This is a genomic window from Myroides sp. 1354, assembly GCF_030324495.1.
GTDB lineage: Bacteria > Bacteroidota > Bacteroidia > Flavobacteriales > Flavobacteriaceae > Flavobacterium.
In genome coordinates, this window is record NZ_JACAGN010000020.1 from 24031 (window position 1) to 43942 (window position 19912).

The 19912-nt window shown below is 37.3% G+C and carries 18 protein-coding genes and 1 tRNA gene; 9 read left to right on the top strand and 10 right to left on the bottom strand.

The genetic code is table 11. The features are described 5' to 3' along the window. Positions 1–165: 165 nt before the first annotated feature. Positions 166–1059 carry a LysR substrate-binding domain-containing protein gene (locus HX004_RS15860; RefSeq protein ID WP_286443636.1) on the bottom strand — a complete coding sequence of 298 codons (894 nt, stop codon included), beginning with the start codon at positions 1057–1059 and terminating at the stop codon, positions 166–168. 94 nt (positions 1060–1153) lie between these two features. On the opposite strand from HX004_RS15860, the gene HX004_RS15865 reads away from it, so the two are divergent. From HX004_RS15865 to HX004_RS15875, 3 genes are all read left to right on the top strand, one after another. Further along, positions 1154–2374, top strand: coding sequence for an MFS transporter (locus tag HX004_RS15865; RefSeq protein WP_286443637.1), 1221 nt, complete (start codon positions 1154–1156; stop codon positions 2372–2374). 76 nt (positions 2375–2450) lie between these two features. Continuing rightward, complete coding sequence (locus tag HX004_RS15870; protein ID WP_286443639.1) at positions 2451–3767, top strand: solute carrier family 23 protein; 1317 nt, start codon at positions 2451–2453, stop codon at positions 3765–3767. A gap of 113 nt (positions 3768–3880) precedes the next feature. Next, on the top strand, positions 3881–4459 hold the full coding sequence (locus tag HX004_RS15875; protein WP_286443641.1) for a TlpA family protein disulfide reductase: 579 nt from the start codon (positions 3881–3883) through the stop codon (positions 4457–4459). Positions 4460–4523: 64 nt separating this feature from the next. Here HX004_RS15875 and HX004_RS15880 read toward each other — a convergent pair whose 3' ends face one another. Together HX004_RS15880 and HX004_RS15885 are read right to left on the bottom strand one after the other, a co-directional pair. Continuing rightward, complete coding sequence (locus HX004_RS15880; RefSeq protein ID WP_286443643.1) at positions 4524–5147, bottom strand: HD domain-containing protein; 624 nt, start codon at positions 5145–5147, stop codon at positions 4524–4526. A 68-nt stretch (positions 5148–5215) separates the two neighbouring features. After that, positions 5216–5593 carry a VOC family protein gene (locus tag HX004_RS15885; RefSeq protein WP_286443645.1) on the bottom strand — a complete coding sequence of 126 codons (378 nt, stop codon included), beginning with the start codon at positions 5591–5593 and terminating at the stop codon, positions 5216–5218. Positions 5594–5752: 159 nt separating this feature from the next. Between HX004_RS15885 and HX004_RS15890 the strand changes: the two genes are divergently transcribed. Beyond that, complete coding sequence (locus HX004_RS15890) at positions 5753–5992, top strand: hypothetical protein (RefSeq protein WP_286443646.1); 240 nt, start codon at positions 5753–5755, stop codon at positions 5990–5992. 36 nt (positions 5993–6028) lie between these two features. On the opposite strand, the gene HX004_RS15895 is transcribed toward HX004_RS15890, so the two are convergent. Further along, positions 6029–6424: a hypothetical protein gene (locus tag HX004_RS15895; RefSeq protein ID WP_286443647.1), complete on the bottom strand. Its 396-nt coding sequence runs from the start codon at positions 6422–6424 to the stop codon at positions 6029–6031. 277 nt (positions 6425–6701) lie between these two features. Here HX004_RS15895 and HX004_RS15900 point away from each other — a divergent pair, with 277 nt between their 5' ends. From HX004_RS15900 to HX004_RS15910, 3 genes are all read left to right on the top strand, one after another. After that, positions 6702–7550: a helix-turn-helix domain-containing protein gene (locus HX004_RS15900; RefSeq protein ID WP_286443648.1), complete on the top strand. Its 849-nt coding sequence runs from the start codon at positions 6702–6704 to the stop codon at positions 7548–7550. Positions 7551–7613: 63 nt separating this feature from the next. Continuing rightward, entirely contained in the window at positions 7614–8789 is a 1176-nt protein-coding gene (locus HX004_RS15905; protein WP_286443650.1) for a multidrug effflux MFS transporter, read from the top strand. Between the two features lie 215 nt (positions 8790–9004). Then, positions 9005–9652 carry a hypothetical protein gene (locus HX004_RS15910; RefSeq protein ID WP_286443652.1) on the top strand — a complete coding sequence of 216 codons (648 nt, stop codon included), beginning with the start codon at positions 9005–9007 and terminating at the stop codon, positions 9650–9652. 57 nt (positions 9653–9709) lie between these two features. On the opposite strand, the gene HX004_RS15915 is transcribed toward HX004_RS15910, so the two are convergent. After that, the gene (locus HX004_RS15915) at positions 9710–10081 is read right to left on the bottom strand and encodes a hypothetical protein (RefSeq protein WP_286443653.1); all 372 of its coding nucleotides are present in this window, start codon (positions 10079–10081) and stop codon (positions 9710–9712) included. 219 nt (positions 10082–10300) lie between these two features. On the opposite strand from HX004_RS15915, the gene HX004_RS15920 reads away from it, so the two are divergent. Further along, complete coding sequence (locus HX004_RS15920) at positions 10301–10525, top strand: CDGSH iron-sulfur domain-containing protein (protein WP_158962895.1); 225 nt, start codon at positions 10301–10303, stop codon at positions 10523–10525. Positions 10526–10653: 128 nt separating this feature from the next. Here HX004_RS15920 and HX004_RS15925 read toward each other — a convergent pair. From HX004_RS15925 to HX004_RS15945, 5 genes are all read right to left on the bottom strand, one after another. Continuing rightward, a tRNA-Arg gene (locus tag HX004_RS15925) sits at positions 10654–10727 on the bottom strand. 197 nt (positions 10728–10924) lie between these two features. Further along, positions 10925–12835, bottom strand: a complete 1911-nt coding sequence (locus HX004_RS15930) for an efflux RND transporter periplasmic adaptor subunit (protein WP_286443654.1) — start codon at positions 12833–12835, stop codon at positions 10925–10927. Positions 12836–12845: 10 nt separating this feature from the next. Further along, entirely contained in the window at positions 12846–14300 is a 1455-nt protein-coding gene (locus HX004_RS15935; protein ID WP_286443655.1) for a TolC family protein, read from the bottom strand. Then, a complete protein-coding gene (locus tag HX004_RS15940; RefSeq protein WP_286443657.1) occupies positions 14293–18138 on the bottom strand; it encodes an efflux RND transporter permease subunit in 3846 nt (1281 codons plus the stop codon). The genes HX004_RS15935 and HX004_RS15940 overlap by 8 nt, the downstream gene beginning before the upstream one ends. Positions 18139–18409: 271 nt before the next feature. Then, on the bottom strand, positions 18410–18838 hold the full coding sequence (locus HX004_RS15945; RefSeq protein WP_286443658.1) for a hypothetical protein: 429 nt from the start codon (positions 18836–18838) through the stop codon (positions 18410–18412). Positions 18839–18989: 151 nt separating this feature from the next. Here HX004_RS15945 and HX004_RS15950 point away from each other — a divergent pair, with 151 nt between their 5' ends. Beyond that, positions 18990–19700, top strand: a complete 711-nt coding sequence (locus HX004_RS15950) for a class I SAM-dependent methyltransferase (RefSeq protein ID WP_286443659.1) — start codon at positions 18990–18992, stop codon at positions 19698–19700. Positions 19701–19912: the final 212 nt, after the last annotated feature.

Here is a 19912-nt window from a genome sequence, read left to right on the forward strand (position 1 = left end):
AGGGGCACAGGGGGCCTGTGCCTAATAAAACGAAGTCGTTTTTTTCCTTTCTTCTCTTTTTTATGAATTTGTATGTTGTGAATGCCTGATTTTTTTTAAAAATGAGAGTCTTTGTTTTAATCGAGAATTTCACTCCTCTCTTCTCTCTTCTCTCTTCTCTCTTCCTTATAACTGATTATACTCCTCCTTATCTTCTGCTTTTAATAAATCAATAAAATACGTAGCCGCTTTTTTCTGGTAGCTGTCTTTTAAACGCAAGGTAACCGCTTCTCGTCTCATGTTTTTATCGCGAATGGGAATAGCACATAAATCTTTTTCTCCGTGAACTGTGGCTAGAGTTAGAATCGTTTCAAAAGCGCCTGTACGTACTAAATCTACAATGGTAGCGGTATAATTCACTTCGACTGTGATATTGGGATGTATTTTATACTTTTCAAATTGACGGTCCAAAAAATCACGTGTACTAAATCCTTTTACAGGAAGTGCTAGTGTAAGTTGTTCCACTTCTTTAAAATTAATACTCGTTTTGGTTGCTAGTGGACTATGTGCAGAAACAATTACCGACATATCCGAGCTCATGATGGGTTCGTGAATGAGTTCATCACTGTGTTTGCCTTCGTAAAAGGTTAAAGCAAAATCAATTTCTTGTTTGAGTAGAGCGTCGATTAATTCCGTTGTGGTGCCAAAAGTTACCTGAAGTTTAATTTGTGGAAATTGCTCAATGAAGTTTTTAAATGCATTGATAACGATGGATTTTAATCCCCATGTTAGACCGATACTTAAGGTCCCAGTATTCACTTGTTTTAAATCGTCCAAAATTAGCTTGCCGTCATTTGACGCTTGAATACTCTTTTCTGCATAAGTAGCAAAGAGTTCGCCTGCTTCTGTAATGGACACCCGTTTGCCAATTCGATCAAACAAGGGAATCCCTAATTCCTCTTCTAATTGTTTAATTTGTTGAGATAAAGTACTTTGTGTAATATACAGTTCTCTCGCTGCTTCTGTGAAATTGAGCAGTTCTTTGGCCTTTAAAAAATATTTGAGTTGTCTTAGTTCCATAGGTTAATCGGTTTTGTCGATTGATGTTATAGAAAAATACCGTTTTACAAATTTAGAACTTAAGCTTAACTTTACTTCAAATATCAAGAGAAAAATGGCAACAACCACGTATATTGACTTTAGGGAAACAGAAAAAGCAGTCAAGGGCAGTGTGCGATACAAGCGAATTAAATGGGGGATTTTTTTAATTGGAGTATCGGTTTTCGCACAATTGTATAACTACCAACCTCTATTGTCAGAAATTACGCATTTTTTTGCTGTAACTCCAGCAGAAAGTAGCTATTTGGTTTCTGCCTCTACGTTTGGGATGGCGATTGGATTACTCTTATTCGCTTTTATTGCGGATCGTTATCCACGGAAGGACATTATGTTGTTTTCTTTGGTAACTTCTACGTTATTGACTTTGTCTTCCGTCTTTGTGGGGGACTTTTCCCTTTTGATTAATATCAACTTTATTAAGGGGATTTGCATCTCTGGGGTTTCCGCTGTTACCTTAGCCTATTTGGCAGAAGAAATTGATGCTAAATCCATCGGAACAGCCATTAGTTTTTATTTGGCAGGAAATACTTTTGGGGGCATGTTTGGCCGTATTATTGCTGCCTTAGTTAGCGGATGGTATAATTGGCAAGCCTCTGTTTTGACCATTGGAATATTGGCGCTGGGCATTGCAATTCTCTTTTATTTCCTCTTTCCAGAATCCAATTTTTTTGAACCTCAGAAGGTTAAATTCGATAAGAAACTACGCCAAATGCAGCGTATATTTCGCAATAAGAAAATCTTAGCTATGTATGTAGTTGCGATTTGCTTGATGGGAACTTTTGTGAGTATCTACAACTATCTCGGATTTAAGCTAGAAGCCCCCCCTTATAATTTACCGCATTATATTATTGCTTTGATCTTTTTGATGTATGCTTTTGGAATTGTAGGGAATTTGGTAGCAGGTCGATTATCGGATCGCTATGCCGCAAAGAATATCCTCTTGTTGGCTTTGAGCTTATTACTCTTGGGATTAGGGTTGATGTATATTTCTAATTTATTTGTCATCCTCTTGGGCTTGACGATCTTTACGGTTGCTTTTTTCAGTGGGCATACCATTGCGAGTAGAGTAGTCACTCAACTAGGAGGAAAGGCCAAGAGTTCGGCTACGGCTTTGTATTGGTTCTTCTATTATATGGGATCCACGTTAATTGGAAGCTCAACGGGATTTTTTATTAATAAAGATAATTGGGGAGGTTTTTTTATAACACTGATCGCACTAGCCTCTATTGCTCTGCTTTCTACGTATGCTACAACAAGAAGTAGAATGAGGAAGTAAGAAGTATACTACACGATTGTTTCCGTTTTCTGTGAAAATGCTCTATTTTCGTATCTGTTTTCAAATAAATGACAAGATGAACGAAAGTACAGATCAAAAAATTGTATTGGCTATTGATGAAAAACCCAAAGTAGGGCAGTGGTTGTTGTTGAGTATTCAACACCTATTTGCCATGTTTGGAGCAACAGTATTGGTTCCCACACTTACGGGCATGGATCCTGCGATTGCTTTGATTTCAAGTGGAATCGGAACATTGGTTTTTATCGCCATAACGAGAGGAAAAGTACCTTCGTATTTAGGATCTTCTTTCGCCTTTATCAATCCAATTATCGCCATTAAAGCCATGGAGCAGGTGACTACGAATGACGTACCTGTAGGTAGTTTCTTGGTAGGTAGCTTTTTAGTAGGGGTAGTCTATTCGTTAGTGGCTCTTTTAATTGCGAAGGCAGGAACCAATTGGTTAATGAAATTGTTACCTCCTATTGTAGTAGGTCCCGTGATTATGGTGATCGGATTAGGTTTGGCAAGCACAGCTGTGGGGATGATTACCAATAATCCAACAGGTGAATACGATATTACTTATGTAACCATTGGATTAGTGACGTTAGCGATTACGATTATTGCCGCTATTTTTACTAAAGGTTTCTTAAGTGTGATTCCCGTATTAGTGGGAATTATCGGTGGATACGCTTTTTCGGCTAGTATGGGGGTAGTAAATTTTGCTCCTGTGATGGAAGCTTCTTGGTTTCAAGTGCCCAATTTTACGATTCCTTTTGTAGATTATACACCAACCGTAACTTTATATGTGGTTTTTGTTATGTTACCTGTAGCCATTGTGCCTATTGCAGAACATATTGGACACCAATTGGTATTGAGTAAAGTAGTCAATAAAGATTTAATCAATGATCCTGGATTGGATCGTTCGATGTTAGGGGATGGAGTCGCTACGATGTTAGCTTCTTTGATTGGAGGACCTCCTAATACAACTTATGGAGAAAATATTGGCGTATTAGCCATTACCCGTGCTTTTAGTATTTATGTCTTTATTGGAGCAGCTTGTTTTGCCATCCTATTTGGATTCTGTGGAAAAATCACTGCCGTATTAGCAACCATTCCTTCCCCAGTAATGGGAGGAGTTTCCATTCTCTTGTTTGGAATTATTGCCTCTAGTGGTTTGCGTATGCTAGTAGAGAATAAAGTAGATTTTAAAGTAAAACGCAATTTGATTATCTCTTCCGTTATTTTGATCATTGGAATTGGTGGTGCAGCAATCCATATTGGTGATTTAATGTCAATTGAAGGTATGGCATTGGCTTCCATTATTGGCATTATTTTAAATATTGTATTGCCAGGAAGGAAAGAAATTACCTTTGATGATATGTTTAAAGAATAATATTGTGAATATATTAGATAAAAAAGGTTAAAATGTATTAAAAATAAAATTAATATTTTTTATTTGGCGGATAAGGTGTAAATTTTATATATTTATGCTAAATTAATTTACTTATGTTTAATAAAGGAGAAAGAAAGAAAAAAGGATGGGTAGGTAATCTTATTTTTATCCTTATTCTTTTTGTGTTGTTATTCACTCCATTGGGGACGACGTTTAAGGTGTGGATGAATCAACTACTAGCCATGAGCCCCAGTTTAGAGAAGCAAGAAGACTTTGAGCAGGTAAGCTTGGACGGTTGGACTTTATTAGATGAAGAGGGACGTGTATTCGATATGACTCAGGTTAAGGGAAAAGTAGTGGTCCTTAATTTTTGGGCTACTTGGTGCCCGCCTTGTATTGCAGAAAAACCTAGTTTTCAGGCCTTATATGACGATTATAAAAATAACGTTGTCTTTTTGTTTGTTACTACAGACGAAGCAGACAAAGTAAAAGCATTCAAAGAAAAACACGGTTATACCTTGCCTTCGTATTTCCAACAAGATGCACCACCTGCAGCCTTGTATTCAACTTCTTTACCCGCTTCTTATGTTATTGATAAGAAAGGAAATATCGTAGTGAGGAAGAATAGAGCAGCAGATTGGAATAGCTCTAAATTTAGAGTAATATTAGATGAATTAATTCAAGCAAAATAACAAAAAAGTCTCTGAGAAACCAGAGGCTTTTTTATTTAAACTGGAATGGATACTATCCTTTTTCTTATAATAGATTAATTTCTCTTGCCAGATTTAGTCGAGCCTGGTCTTCGTACTTTCCCTTGAAATAATCCGTTTTAAAAATTTGGGGAAAGTTTAAAAAATGAGTAAGTACTTTTTTTCTTCCTGCATAGTATAAAGAGTCGGGATAAATCGCATATTCTTTTCTAATATCTTGACTATAGGTATAATATTGATCCCAATCCTTCCCTAAAATTGAGAGATCCGCATCAAGTAGGTAGTTGGTATCTGTATGTATAGATTTTTGATGCTGTTTGGTGGCTATAATTTGATTGTATACCAGTAGAATATCAGATTTAGGTACGTGAATTTTAGATAATCGATCTTGGGCTATTAATGCGCTTTGTTCCTCGTTATCTTGAGCACTTGCTTGATAGATGATATCGTGATAAAATACTGCGAAGAGCAGCAGTTCCCAATTGTAAATTTCTCCTTGTATAGGACTTAATTCATCAATCATATTTTGAAGATGTGTGAAGTTGTGATAGTAGCGATCAGCTGCCTCATAGTGTAATGCAATTTCTGACCAATAGGATTGCACTTGATTTTGCTCAACTGAATAGTACTTGAGCAAGTGTTGAAATTGAAGTTGAAGTGATGTTTCCATTTTATTGTGTTGCGATCAGTATAGGGATACAAAGAAAAATAACAGTGAAACTATAGGATAGAGTGCTTTTAAATATTATGCCCAATACGCCAAAGCACGCCTGATGGGTCAATCAATATAAAATCACGCATCTTCCATTCTCGATTTTCGGGAGCGGTTATTTTACAGTCAAAAGTTTCGCATAGGTTTAAAGATTGGATGTGATGATACCAATCATCTGCATTTTCTACTTGTAGATGAAGCATTGTATTTTCAGCTAATTCTCGATTGTAAAAATGCTGTAAGAAAAATTTGGTATCTCTTAAAGCAAATAGACAAAGCTGATCGTCTTGCCACAAGATTTCAAATCCCAAAGCGCTATAAAATGCGAGGGAAATTTGAAAATCCTTTGCAGGAATAAAACTCTTTAATTCAATTGTTTTTAAGTTGAAAATAATGTCAGTCATTCGTTTTAAAATTTGAAAATAAAGATAGTTTTTTTTTGTAATTAAGGAGGAAAGGGGCAATGTATTTTATAGAGGGACAACTAAAGAGAAGGAGGTCTTGTTTGTTTATCTAATTAATTTTTAGTAACTTACGAGTTGTATTATTTAAATTTTATAAATATGACCTCAAATGAGATTTTTGAGCTAGATACCGCTAGCATTTGCGAATTAGTAGGAAAAAGATTTAGCATTTCGTATAAAGAAGAGCGCAACGGAAAAATAAAATCTGTTCAAAGGGATAGAAAACTCATTGCATTAGATTATACGGACAAACAACAAGTGAATCACTATATTTTTAGTGATGGCAGGCAACATTTTAAAGTGCCTCATTCCCACTTAGTAACAATGACTCAACTGTAAATAAAAAGGCTCGAATTAACGAGCCTTTTTCTATAATTAACGAAATGTTTTAAATGGGATAGTTTCTCTATCTCCTACTCTAATAGGATCACCTATACCAATATAGCTAGAATATTCGATGTCGAGTACTCTTACATTGGGATAGAAACGTTGGAGTTCTCCATATTGACAAATCTGATCTGAAACTTGCTGAACAATAGTGTACAAAATACCTGTAGGTGGTGTGCCATAAATGGTTTGGTATATTTCTACGGTAAACTTTTTGTACTTTGGATTCCTGTGATCTGTAATTTGTTGCCCATTGCTATCACATGTGTAAAATTCATATCGAAACCAACCTGATATATCGGGTTTACCAGGATCTGCAGGTTCATACTGTGCAAAAGCACTAAAAGACAGTAATAATGTCAGAATTAAAAATAATTTTTTCATAATCATAATAAATAAAATTGGTTACTTCAATATAATTAAAATAACTTATTTTGATAGTTTTGTATTTGATTATTAACTATTTAGGATGTTTTTGTGTACTTGTTGTTAAAATTGTTCCTGTCCTATTGATGTGAAAAAGTAGAAGTACTGCAGGTGGAGCAATATTGATTCGACATAGCACATTTTTCTTTAGTAAAAACTTATCTTTGTCAATATTCATACACGATAATTCAAGCGAAAGGCAGATCGGGTGTCGTTTATTAATCTTAAAGTACAGATGAAAACAAAAAGAAAATTTGTTCAAGTCCAACAATATGATAAAAGCATTCCCATTGAGTTTTATCGAATTGAGGAGAGTGTTGATTTGTTCGAGTTTGAAGGACATTATCAATACGACTTCTATCAAATTTATTGGTTTGTATCGATTGATTTACCCCAAAAGCACGAAATAGATTTTATTTCTTATCCAATCAACCCACAAGAAATTTGGATTATTTATCCCGGACAAGTACATCATTTTGATCCGCGATTTAGCAAGGGATACTGCTTGGTCATCGATAAACATTATTTTAATAGTGTGCTTTTTAAAGAAGCGAAACAAAAGTTTTTTACGGGACACAATCAGTTGAAATTTGAAGTTACAACAGCAGAAATCCAACGTTTAGAATATTTACATTTACTCATCGAGATTGAATTTAATACCTTTAAAAGACCTGCTGTCTTAGAACAATATTTACAGTTGTGTATTGTTCATTTACAAGATTTACCGCGCATAGAAGAGCCACATATAGTTTTAGATGAACGCTTACACAAACTATTGCAACTCATAGAAGAACACTATATCACCCAGCGAAAAAATGAGTTTTATGCGGATCAAGTGTCGCTCTCTGTTAAGCGAATGAATGAAATTTTATTTCACGCTATAGGTAAGACATTAAAACAACAACTGCAAGAACGACTGTTGTTGGAAGCCAAGCGATTAGTTGGGTATAGTCAAGACAATATTCAAATGATTGCCGATACGCTGAATTTTTCGGAAGTGTCTTATTTCAATCGTTTTTTCAAGAAACTTACCCATCAAACGCCTAAGGAATTTCGCGAACAGGTGAAAAAAGTCCAAGAATAAGTCTTATTTAGATAAGGAGGTATCTTTTCGCTCGAAGTACTTTTGCATCTTTAGAAAAATAGTATGAGTAAGTTAAAGAAACAGCAGTTTATCGTTGTATTTATCTTGGCCCTTTTATCAGCATTAGAGCCTTTTAGCATTGATTTGTATCTACCTGGGTTTTTAAAAATCTCTCAGTATTATCAAACGGATTTAAAAGCCGTTCAGTTTTCTATTTCAACTTTTTTAGCGGGATTTGCCGTTGGACAATTATTCTGGGGAATCATCTCGGACAAGTATGGTCGCAAGTGGCCAACCATCGCTTCGCTATTGTTGTTTATCGCAGCAACTATTGCCTGTATTTACGCAACTAGTATTGAGCAATTTTGGATGGCTCGCTTTTTTCAAGCTTTTGCAGGTTGTGCAGGTGTGGTCATCGCCCGTGCCATTGTCAATGAGTATTTTGAGCAAGAGGATACCATGCAGATATTTTCACTCTTAGCTATTATTGCGGGTGTAGCACCTATCATCGGCCCAGTGGCTGGAAATTTTTTGGTGTCTCATTTTGAATGGCAATCAACCTTTGTCACTTTATTTGTTTTAGGTGTGATTTCTTTAATACTCGTCCTTTTCTTTTTACCTGAAACCAAAGTAAAAACAGCAATCACTGCTCCCAAACGCAATCTCATTCAAGATTTTAAAGCGGTCTTTAAAGTGAAAACCTTTTTGAAATACACCCTCATTGGTAGTGTAACTTACAGTATTTTGATGGTTTATTTGGCGAATGCCCCTTATTTAATCATGGAGTATGGTCAATTGTCATCTGCAACGTTTAGTTATATTTTTGCATTTAATGCCGTAGGATTAATGATAGGAGCATGGATTTCCAATAGCTTTACTCGTTGGTGGTCTATTCGTCAAATTATTTGCTATACCACCCTCATAGGACTTGTTTGTAGTGTGGTGTTCTTGGGATTTTGTATTACCCAACAACCTATTGAATGGCTGCTGGTTCCGTTGTTTTTTATTATTCTAACGTTAGGGGTATTATTCCCTACTACAACGAAATTAGCACTGGAACCTTTTCATGAAAATAGTGGATCGGCTTCTGCTTTACTTGGTTCCCTTCAGTTGATGTTGACGTTCCTAATCTCAGCCATGACCAATCTTATCCCACTCGACTTATTGATTTTGACTGGAATTGCTTTGTTTGTGTGTCATATCTTGTATTTGGTTTGCTACTGGATCAAAGAGGAATAGGGGGATGGTTTACGGTTGACAGTTTACGGCTCACGGAAGATTTAGTAGAGAAAGCGGTTCAGATTTTTATTTAATGGTGCAAAAAACGAGTAGGAGGAAACCTAGTAACTTACTCAAAACTTGTTTACCTTACTCCAAAGATCATCTCGAAATTAGTATCTTTAGAAAGAAGAATAAATTTCATTTAAATCAAATCCTTACCAACCCAGTCACTAATGAGAAAATACTACATTCCTGGGATGATTACCATGTTGTTACTTCCTCTACTTGGCTATTGGTATATTCAAAAAACAATCCCTACTCGTGATTATAGAGCGATAGAGGTGGATTTGGAAGATGCAAGTTTTTATGATTGTTTTGGAGGTGGACCATTTAAAGGTGTAGTGTTTGAAACCTTAGAATTTACAGGTGATTCAATACAAGATGAAAAGCTCTTACAGCAAGCAGAAGATAAAATAGAGGCGATTCTGTCGCATGACGAAAAGAAGAAAGGTTTAGCGTTTACTTTCGAAACAGTTTCCTATTCTACTTATATTAATATATTAAGTATTTTAGATAAGCATAAACGAAATGTTTTCGTTTATCGGGATAGTATTAAGTTTTCTAATGATCAAAATTTAATTGATCTTCAATTAAATAAGGAGGATTTTAAAGAAATGATTAAGAAATTAGAAGAAGAGCATGAAGTAATGAATGCAAAAGAAGACAAAGTTGCTTTAGTATTACATCGAATGGGCAATTATAAATACGTTATTGGAATGGGGTTTCTACTCCTTGTTTATTGTTGTTTTTATGACGTGTATCGCTTGAGGAGATGGGAGGATAAAAAGAAAAAGGTTTTTGTGAAGAGGAAATATACTTGAATCAATGACGATGGTACTAAATAATACAATAGGGTGTCTTTTGGACACCCTATTGTATTATTTAGGAGAAACAGGCAGGGTTGTATAGGTATCACATACGTCATCTGACATCAGACTCGGCATAAAGGGGATACGCACTAACGTTCCTGTTTGTGTTTGGCGATTGTAATGGAACATTCCTTCGTAAGAAGCGACAACCTCGTCATACCAAATGAGAGATTTACTAGGGGTACAACTTTTATGGTGTGTGCCAATTTGAGTGGAACTGACTTGAACTCCGTTGTTGAATGTGTCTGCGTAAATTAATATTTCATAGCAATTTACCCGTTCTAATCGTTGCTCTTCTTTTTCTTTTTTGTCGATTTCTCCAGTGTTAGCAAAAGCTCCAAAAGAAAAGGCTAAAGCTAGCCCAACGCATAATTTTTTCATTGTGATATAGTTTAAAATTGGTTCTTTTAAAGATAGACTAAGATAAAATGGTAAAAAAACAAACTTCTGTTTCTTAACAATTTAGGTAGTTTTTCTCTTCCTATTAGAGGGGAACTTTTGCTTTCTCGCTAAAAAGGAATGTTTCTAAATAGAAATGCAGTTGTATGGGATTTGATTTAATAGTCTAGTTTTGTGGTAAACTAAATAACAACAATAAAGATGTCAAAAACAAAACTCACAATTAACAATAATGGATCAGTCAAAGTAGAAGGTGATTTCGAAATTGTAGATAAAGATGGAAATGTATACGGATTAGAAGGTAGAACTGTACTTTCAATCTGTCGTTGTGGACTTTCACAAAATAAACCGTTTTGCGATGGAGCACACAAAGGACATTTTGAACATGAAGCGGTTGCATTTAATCTTCCTCCAAAGAAGGTATAGTCACTTCAGTCTATTGATTGAGAAAGAGTTTTCTGTTTAAAGGCTATATTTTTAATCGATAGAATAAAACAAAATAGCAAAGCGACACAAAAAAAAAAAAGCCTCAACAAATGTTGAGGCTTTTTTTGTGATCCAATCAGGATTCGAACCTGAGACCTACTGCTTAGAAGGCAGTTGCTCTATCCAGCTGAGCTATTGGACCATTAAATCATCAAGTGATTTAAACCATCAAAATAAAAAAGTATTATACTTTCTTATTTTGATGGTGCAAATATATTCTATTTTTTATAGAAACACCAAGGATAATCGCATAAAAATGAAAATAATAAAATAACTGATTGACAATTAGAAATTTGTATCCTTTATTTTTAGGCGATTCTCCTTGGATTCTAGATGAGATTAGCGCTCATATTGACAACAACCGTGTAAACTGTTGTAGGTTTTGTCTGAAGCTTTGTCCAAAGCGGTGTCATGTCCAGCTGCGGCAATGACTTTGCTAATTTTCTTTTGATCCGTTTTTGCCGGATCGAAGTTGAGGTGTAGCATCTTTGCGTTGACATCCCAATTGGCTGTAGTAACGCCGGGCACACTCTTAGCCGCTGTTTCGATGCGCTCTTTACACAATCCACAGTTTCCCTTCACAGGAAGCATGGCATGTCCTTGCTGCTTGTTTTTACCCAGTGGTTTAGCTGTGCTGGTAGAAGGTTGATCGTGTTTGGCGTGATTATCGTGATTCATTGGTTGGGTAGATTTTGCTAGATCTCTGCTGTACAAACAACAAGACGGTAATGCATCATAGGCTTTGTCTGCAGCCTTGTCTAGCTCCGTATCATGACCTGCCGCAGCAATGGCTTTACTCACTTGCTGTTGATTGGTTTTCGACTTATCGAAGTTGAGGTGTAGCATTTTGTCCTTCGGACTCCAAGTAGCACTGCTTACACCTGCTACGCTTTTCGCCGCTTTTTCAATACGCGCTTTACACATCTCACAATTCCCTGAAACAGTAAACATCACATGTCCTTCTTCTCCATGAGCAGTAGGTGTTGGCTTGTCGTTGTTCATCATGCTTGGCTTTCCTTCCAATTGTGCACTGGAATCCACTGTAAATACACCGCGAGTGACAATCTCTTCTCCATCTTCTAAGCCTGAGGTTACCACATAATTATCCCCTAAAGAAGGGCCCAAGACAATCTCTCTCATCTTAAAAGCAGGTGTACTAGTATTTGGTTGTTTGACGTAAATCACAGAGCGTTTACCCGTCCATAAAACCGCTGATTTCGGAATGGTGATTTGTTGACCATGGCTTCCCTTAATAGGTGCTTGGATCGTTGCAGTGGCATACATTTCTGGTTTTAACGCCTGATCTCTATTATCTGCTTCCACGCGAATTTTTGCTGTGCGAGAGGTTGCATCAATAATGGGATTGATGAAAGATACTTTTCCCTGGTACACTTTTCCAGGAATACTTTGAAGCGTATAGCTCAACACATCCCCTTCTTTGATGAAAGGTAAATCGGCTTCATAGGCTTCAAAAACCGCCCATAGTTTATTCATATTTGAAATACTATACAATACAGAGCCTTGGTTGATGTAATCCCCTTGATTGACGTTTTTAGCCGTTACAATACCACTGGTATTCGCACTAATACTTACATAAGGGGAAACCTTTCCCGTTGATAGAATCTTGTTGATTTGAGCCTCTGACATTTTCCACAATTTCAACTTCTCTTTCGCTGCATCAAGTAACATCGGTTGAAAGTCCGTTAATTTCTTTGCTTCCAACAATTCTTGTTGGGCATTGAGGAGATCTGGAGAATAAATGGTGGCAATCAATTGTCCTTGTTTGACTGATTCCCCAGTGAAATTGATAAACAGCTTTTCAATACGGCCATTGACATGGGACGTTTGGGATTGTTGTAAGCGCTCATCCACTTGAATCGTTCCATAGAGTTGGAGGTCTTTGATGGCTTCTTGACGACCGACCACTGTGGTTTGAATATTAGCCAAAGCCACGGCTTCTTTCGACATTTGAATGGCATCATCATCAAGGGTATCATCCCCACCATCAGCTGATTTTAGTGGAATTAAATCCATCGCACACAAGGGACATTTTCCAGGTTTATCCATTCTAATTTGAGGGTGCATCGAGCAGGTCCAAATGACTGCCGCTTCTTCAGTAGGCGCAGGCTCGCCATTGTGTTCGTGGGTGGCCGATCCTCCAAATACCAACCAGCCCAAAAGAAGTCCAACCAGTAAAATAGCTCCGTATTTTACTGCGTTATTTTTTACTATATCGTTTAATTTACTCATGATTTCTGTCTTATAAATCGTTAGGTGTAGCTGTAATATTTTCAATAGAAGCTACTAGTGTATTGTAATTGGCAATGGCTTCCGCCTTTTTAAGCTGATAGTCCAACAACTGACGCTGTACTTGGATAACATTCGTTAAATCGCTTTTACCCGTTACAAATTCCTTAACGATGAGGTTAAAGGTGGTTTCTGCCAACGTGGTTTGTTTTTCAAGTAATACAATGGTGCGTTCTGCATCTTCCACTTGATTTTTAAAGCTGTAATACGAGGCAAGCAAGGTGTTATAGGTGTCTTTGTATTTTTCCTCACTGGATTTCCACCATTTTTTGCCTTCTTCTTGTTGGGCTTTGTATTTTTTTCTGAAGATAGGAAGGGAGAGCGTAACCATGGGCATAATCATATCTTTTCCATTCATATCCCCCATAGCAAGCATAGGGTCATTGGTTTTGCCAATAATCATATATTGTACGCCGAGTCCTATCATGGGGTAACTCATTTTTTTGTCCATTTCCGATTTAGCGCGATACGCTAATCCTTCCTCTGTCAGCATGGCTAACATAGGATTATTAGCTTCAATCATTGTTTGTGCCTCCTCATCCGTTAAGAAAAAAGGCACTTTCTCAATCACTTGGGGTACTGTTACAGCCGTTTGAACCTCTTGGTCGAGTAAGGCATTAAATTTGACTTTCTCTGCCTTAATTTGAGCTTGTAAGCTTTCGATGGTGTTTTCAATTTCGATGGTTTCCAAGCGAATGCGCAATACATCAGACATACCTGAACCACTTCCGCCACTTCCCATGCCACTCATGGCATTACTGCTGGATGGAGTAGAGGTAGGTGTATTCGCATTTGCTGTTGCGGCACCGCCCATACTCATGCCTCCCATGCTACCGCTACTTGTACTCGTGGGAGCGGTTGGTGTATTGGTGATTATGCTGTTGGAAGCTGTTGCGCCAGAAGGAGCTGAAAATTTCTTGATGGCTAATTGTTCCAGTTGTTCTAAAAGCGCTTTATTCTGTTGGGCATTGTTTACCTGTAGTTGTAATTTTTGTAGTACATACCATTGGGTATGCACTTGTAAAATGACCATTTCTCTTGCTTCTCTATATTGTTGCATTTGCATACTCGCCATGTGATTGGCTTCTTTTTTGGCGGATTTCTTTGTGCCAAACCAAGGAAGCATTTGCATAAGGGTAAGATCACCAATTTGTCTTCCTCCAACAATATCCATGGGTTTGGTATAGAAACCCATCGATAATTCAGGGTCTTCAAAAGCACCTGCTTGTGGTATTTTATCAAGAAAAGCCTCATAGGCTAAACGCTGTGATTTTAATCCAGGGTTTTGTTCTAAAGCCAATTGTGTATAATAGGCAAGTGAATCTACTTGCTTTTCTTGTGCCCACATCGTTGTTACAGTGGTGAATAACCCTGCAAGAACGAAAAGTATAGCATATCTCTTATTCATTTTCAATGGATTTTTCGTTTGACTTCTGTTCTTTTTTAATGGCCCATTCTCTCCACCAGCATTGGAATACTGGGACGACAAACATCGTCATCGATTGGATGAGCATTCCTCCAAAAGTGGGAATCGCCATGGGAATCATAATTTCCGCTCCTTTACCAGTAGAAGTCATGACGGGTAGTAAGGCGATTAAAGCCGTTGCTGTAGTCATAGCTGCTGGTCGAACACGTTTGAGTCCAGCGTAAACAACCGCTTCTCGGATATCGTGTTTGGTTTTAGGATCTCTCGCTTCAAAGGTATCGTGTATATACGTCCCCATTAATACCCCATCATTGGTTGCTAGACCGAAGAGGGCGATAAAACCAACCCAAACGGCAATACTCAGATTGATGCTGTGCATTTGGAATAAATCGCGCATATTCATATCACCAATGGAGAAATTCATAAACCACGGTTGACCATACAACCACAACAAGATGAACCCACCTGCAAAAGCTACAAATACACCAGAGAAGTGAATCAACGATGCCGTGATAGTTTTAAACTGAAAGTATAAAATCAATAAAATCGCCAATAAACTCATCGGAACCACAAAGAGCAAGCGCTGTGCGGCACGTTCTTGTTGTTCGTAATTCCCTGCGAAAGTATAGGTTACTCCTTTGGGTAAGGTCAATTCACCCGATTCGAGTTTCGTTTTTAAGATTTGATCTGCTTCTCGAACTACATCTACTTCGGCTTTTCCGCTGATTTTGTCGAAAATAACATAGCCTAGTAAGAAGGTGTTCTCACTTTGAATCATTTGTGAACCTTTGGCATAGGTAATGTCCGCTACATCGCTAAGTGGAATTTGTACTCCTGTAGCAGTTGGAATTAACAACTTGCCTAAAGCATCGGGATTATCTCGTAATTCTCTCGGATAACGCAAGCGTACAGGGAAGCGTTCACGGCCTTCAACCGTGGTCGTCAATTGCATTCCTCCAACAGCAGCGCCTAATACCTCTTGTAAATCAGCAACCGTAATGCCATAGCGTGCCATATTGTTTCGATTCAGGTGAATCTCTACATAGGGTGCTCCAACCGCGCGATCGTAGAAAACGGTAGACGACATAATAGAGGGAATATCTTTTAAGGCTGTCTCTAAGGCTTTTCCTCCTTCTTCAATCGATTCTAAATCCGGACCTGAAACTTTTAATCCCATAGGAGCACGCATTCCCGTTGACAACATGACCAAACGAGCTTCAATTGGTTGTAACTTGGGAGCTGAGGTTAATCCAGGTATATGAGAGACGTTGACAATTTGTTGCCAAATATCAGCTGCATTTTTAATTTCTGGACGCCATTGTCTAAAGAATTTCCCTTTTTTATCGGGAATTAAACTGTCTCTTGGAATCTGACGATAGCCATTGGCTACATTATATGTTGCACCATTGACTAATTCAAAATCCCCGTTTTTAGCTACTTTAAATCGCTCTCGATGTCCATCTTCATCTAAGAAGTATTCGGGCTTATAATTAATCGTATTTTCAAACATCTGCGTAGGAGCAGGGTCAAGGGCAGAATTGACACGTCCCCATTTTCCAATAGTAAGCTCTACTTCCGGAATATTTTGAATGCGTTTATCTAAGGTTTGAATATAGGTGAGGTTTTGTTCAATTCCCGTATGAGGCATACTTGTTGGCATCAACAAGAAAGAACCTTCGTTTAAACTCGGCATAAATTCTTCACCTATACCAGGAAATGCTTGGGATGATTTTTGCCAAAAGGCAGTTTCTCTAAAGGATTTCCAACCGACTGTTTCAAATCCTTTGGCAACAAATCCAAACGAAGTGTTGAAGCCCAACCAAACAAGCATACCGAAAACAACCGTAACAATGGGAATGGTCATAAATTTCCAGCGATTAGCGAGTGCCCAACGCAAGATTTGTTCGTAGTAAATGACCAATAACCATAGTACCCCCAAGATTACGCCAATGGCTAAGATTACGAATACAAAGTTTAATCCTATACTAGCTTGTGTACCTAAAGGCAGCCATTCAATGGCAAGGTAATATACGGCAATACACAAGGTAATCCCCACATTGATGTAGTTGGCGGTTTTTTCATTGCGCCATTTCGGGGTATAAAGATTATTAATTCCAACCAAAGTTAAGGCAAGCGCTGTGAAAACTCCCGTGTAAATCCACAAGGCAATTCCCAAAATGCACAGCACATAGTTGGCTATTTTACGCACTTTTGCTTTGTCTATTTTAATTGAATAGATGTAATAGGCTAAGGTTGGAAGGATGATAATCCCCAACAAAAAAGCAGAAACTAGAGCAAAGGTTTTGGTGTAGGCTAAGGGTTTAAAAAGTTTCCCTTCTTGAGCTTCCATGGCAAAAACAGGTAAGAAACTGATAATAGTCGTTAGCATAGCAGTTGACAAAGCACCAGAAACTTCAGAAACTGCCTTAACGATGAGGTTGACAAAGGCCTGACCTCTGCTTTCTACTCCGCGTTCCCGTTCTTCTTCCATATGTCGGATAATGCTTTCTACAAAGACGACTCCAACATCCACCATAACGCCGATGGCAATGGCAATTCCCGACAAGGCTACAATATTAGCTTCAATCCCCATGTATTTCATGATAATGAAGGTCGCTAATACCCCAATCGGTAAAATACTCGAAATAATAACCGAAGCCCTAAGGTTGATAACGAGTACAATAACGACAATAATACAGATTAATATTTCATGAGCAAGAGCGGTTTCTAGTGTGCCGATGGTTTCTTTAATTAAACCTGAACGGTCGTAAAAAGGAACGACAGTTACTTTGGAAATTGTACCATCTGCCAATGTTTTTTGAGGAAGACCAGCTTCCATTTCTTTTATTTTTCCTTTTACGTTGTCAATGACTTCCATGGGATTGGCTCCATAGCGAGCAACAACAACGCCACCAACGGCTTCAATTCCTTCTTTGTCCAAACCACCTCTACGCGTAGCAGGGCCTAAGTTGACAAAAGCAACGTCTTTTATTTTGACAGGAACATTGTTTCGAACGGTTATAACGGCATCTTCTAAGTCTTGAATACTCTTGATATAACCCAAACCGCGAACAAGGTATTCCGCCTTGTTGATTTCAATGGTTTCAGCACCAATATCCAGATTGCTTTTTTGAATGGCACTCATAATATCCATGATGGAAACGTTATACGCACGCATGGCATCCGGTTTGACTTCTACTTGGTATTCTTTGACATACCCCCCAATAGAAGCTACTTCTGATACGCCTTCTGCTGCTGCTAAGCTGTATTTGGCGTAAAAATCTTGGATGGTGCGCAATTCATCTGGATCCCAGCCTCCTGTGGGTTCACCTGTTTGAGGATTTCTACCTTCTAAAGTGTACCAGAAGACCTGACCTAAAGCTGTTGCATCAGGACCTAAAGTAGGGATAGCACCTTCGGGTAACGTTCCTGCAGGTAAGGAGTTTAATTTTTCTAAAATACGCGATCTACTCCAGTAGAATTCCACGTCTTCTTCGAAAATAATGTAAATGAAGGACATACCGAACATCGAACTACTTCGAATGGTTTTTACCCCAGGAACCCCTAGTAGAGAGGTGGTTAAGGGATACGTAATCTGTTCTTGTATGTCTTTGGGTGAACGCCCCATCCATTCTGTCGCGACAATTTGTTGGTTTTCACCAATATCGGGAATGGCATCTACGGGAACGGGATCACTTGGCAATAGATTTTGATGCCAATTAAATGGGGCTGTGATTAATCCCCATACGATAACGATAATTAAGATTAACATCGTAATTAATCGATTATGTAAGAAATACTTAATGATTTTATTAAGCATATGGATGTCTTTAAAGTGTTAATAATACGCTATAGGAAACACCGAGAATATCGCACCATAGGGAAGACCTTAGGCGATTTTAGCAATCTTTTTAGTTAAAGATACTAAAAAAGTAAGTACAAATGATTGAATATAAATCAGTTGTATGCTCCGTTTTTAGTGAAAACTAAACAGAATCAGTGTTTCGAAAAAGGGATGAAATAATCTGAGTTAGCGTGGAAAAGGGAAAAGAGTTCCCATGGAAATTGACACTAACAGAGATATAGCAGTATCATATACGATAAATACAAATGTAGGAAAGCCGGTCGACGGAATTAAATTTAAAACCATCACCAGTAAAAGGGATAGAATAAGAAGCAGTAAAATCTACAGATTGAAGATCGGTCAAGTAGTTGGAATTAAACCATTTTACTTGAATTGCTGCTCTTTTTTCTTTGGTTTTTGGTGTTGCTTCAGTTTGCTCAATTTGCAAATCAGATTGAACCGTGTGAATACGAGCCATTGGCGAACAACAGATCATATCGGCCATATTGGTATGACTGTCCATACCTTCTGCAGCACAACAAGGCATCACATCTTCTTCCATCTCCATACAACCAGCCATAACTGTACTCATGTCGTTGCAATTCCAACTAATGATTGGATTGGCCGTAACAAGTACAGATAAAGAAAGTAATATTATGGATAAAAATTTCTTCATTAATTGGAATGAATGATTAAAAGTAGTGATACACCTAGTAGCAAAGATATCATTTTTTTGTCTAATAGAAATAATAAGTGGTTTACTTTCTTTTGATTAGGTTTTTTTTTATTTATTCAGTTAATTCGTTTTGTTTTTTAATTCAATAAAAATGAAAGAAAATATTTATAGTGAAGTTTACATACAAGGACTTTTTAATCGAATGAGTAGTTCATATGAACGAGTGAATTATTTATCGTCCTTTGGATTTTCTTTGCGTTGGAGGAAGCAGTTTTTAAAACCCATGAAGCTAACAACTGAAAACGCTCAGCTTATTGATTTAATGACAGGAATGGGAGAAACATGGGGAGCGATTCACCAAGCTTTTCCTAAAGCTAAACTTACTGCATTAGATTTTTCAGAAGGAATGTTACAGTATGCGCAAACTAAAAATAAAAAGAAATTTAATGCACAAGTAGAAGTGACGCTGCAAAATGTATTAAGTAACGATTTACCTTCTGATTTTTATGATGGAGTAACTTGTGCCTTTGGATTGAAAACGCTAAATGAAGAACAAATTCAAATTTTAGCTCAACAAGTAAAGAGAATTTTGAAACCCGGAGGTCAATTTTCTTTTATAGAAGTTTCTGAACCGAATAATGTTATTTTGAAATTTTTATATTCTTTTTATTTGAGTAAGATTATTCCTTTACTGGGAAAAATGTTATTTGGAGGTGTAAGAGAATACAAAATGCTTTGGGAATATACCAATCGATTTAAAAACGCAAAACAAGTCGAGGCTACTTTTCAAGCCGTCGGATTAAAAACAACATATCAATCCTATTTTTTTGGCTGTGCCACAGGCGTGTATGGGGAAAAGTAAATTAGTTAGGTTATCAGTTATCAGATAACGGTTTACTTTTTATTTAAGGATATATTTTCTTTAATCGCTTAATTGATTAATCGGTTAAACTATCTAACCTTCCTAACCCCTTAAAGCTTATCAATAAACTTTCTGATTTAAGGATATATTTTCTTTAATCGCTTAATTGATTAATCGGTTAAACTATCTAACCTTCCTAACCCCTTAAAGCT

Coding starts and splice junctions, on each gene's coding strand:
- HX004_RS15940 (WP_286443657.1), bottom strand. CDS start 18,138: ATGCTTAATAAAATCATTAAGTATTTCTTACATAATCGATTAATTACG.
- HX004_RS15915 (WP_286443653.1), bottom strand. CDS start 10,081: ATGAAAAAATTATGCGTTGGGCTAGCTTTAGCCTTTTCTTTTGGAGCT.
- HX004_RS15860 (WP_286443636.1), bottom strand. CDS start 1,059: ATGGAACTAAGACAACTCAAATATTTTTTAAAGGCCAAAGAACTGCTC.
- HX004_RS15870 (WP_286443639.1), top strand. CDS start 2,451: ATGAACGAAAGTACAGATCAAAAAATTGTATTGGCTATTGATGAAAAA.
- HX004_RS15930 (WP_286443654.1), bottom strand. CDS start 12,835: ATGAGTAAATTAAACGATATAGTAAAAAATAACGCAGTAAAATACGGA.
- HX004_RS15950 (WP_286443659.1), top strand. CDS start 18,990: ATGAAAGAAAATATTTATAGTGAAGTTTACATACAAGGACTTTTTAAT.
- HX004_RS15865 (WP_286443637.1), top strand. CDS start 1,154: ATGGCAACAACCACGTATATTGACTTTAGGGAAACAGAAAAAGCAGTC.
- HX004_RS15900 (WP_286443648.1), top strand. CDS start 6,702: ATGAAAACAAAAAGAAAATTTGTTCAAGTCCAACAATATGATAAAAGC.
- HX004_RS15895 (WP_286443647.1), bottom strand. CDS start 6,424: ATGAAAAAATTATTTTTAATTCTGACATTATTACTGTCTTTTAGTGCT.
- HX004_RS15890 (WP_286443646.1), top strand. CDS start 5,753: ATGACCTCAAATGAGATTTTTGAGCTAGATACCGCTAGCATTTGCGAA.
- HX004_RS15885 (WP_286443645.1), bottom strand. CDS start 5,593: ATGACTGACATTATTTTCAACTTAAAAACAATTGAATTAAAGAGTTTT.
- HX004_RS15910 (WP_286443652.1), top strand. CDS start 9,005: ATGAGAAAATACTACATTCCTGGGATGATTACCATGTTGTTACTTCCT.
- HX004_RS15920 (WP_158962895.1), top strand. CDS start 10,301: ATGTCAAAAACAAAACTCACAATTAACAATAATGGATCAGTCAAAGTA.
- HX004_RS15875 (WP_286443641.1), top strand. CDS start 3,881: ATGTTTAATAAAGGAGAAAGAAAGAAAAAAGGATGGGTAGGTAATCTT.
- HX004_RS15935 (WP_286443655.1), bottom strand. CDS start 14,300: ATGAATAAGAGATATGCTATACTTTTCGTTCTTGCAGGGTTATTCACC.
- HX004_RS15905 (WP_286443650.1), top strand. CDS start 7,614: ATGAGTAAGTTAAAGAAACAGCAGTTTATCGTTGTATTTATCTTGGCC.
- HX004_RS15880 (WP_286443643.1), bottom strand. CDS start 5,147: ATGGAAACATCACTTCAACTTCAATTTCAACACTTGCTCAAGTACTAT.
- HX004_RS15945 (WP_286443658.1), bottom strand. CDS start 18,838: ATGAAGAAATTTTTATCCATAATATTACTTTCTTTATCTGTACTTGTT.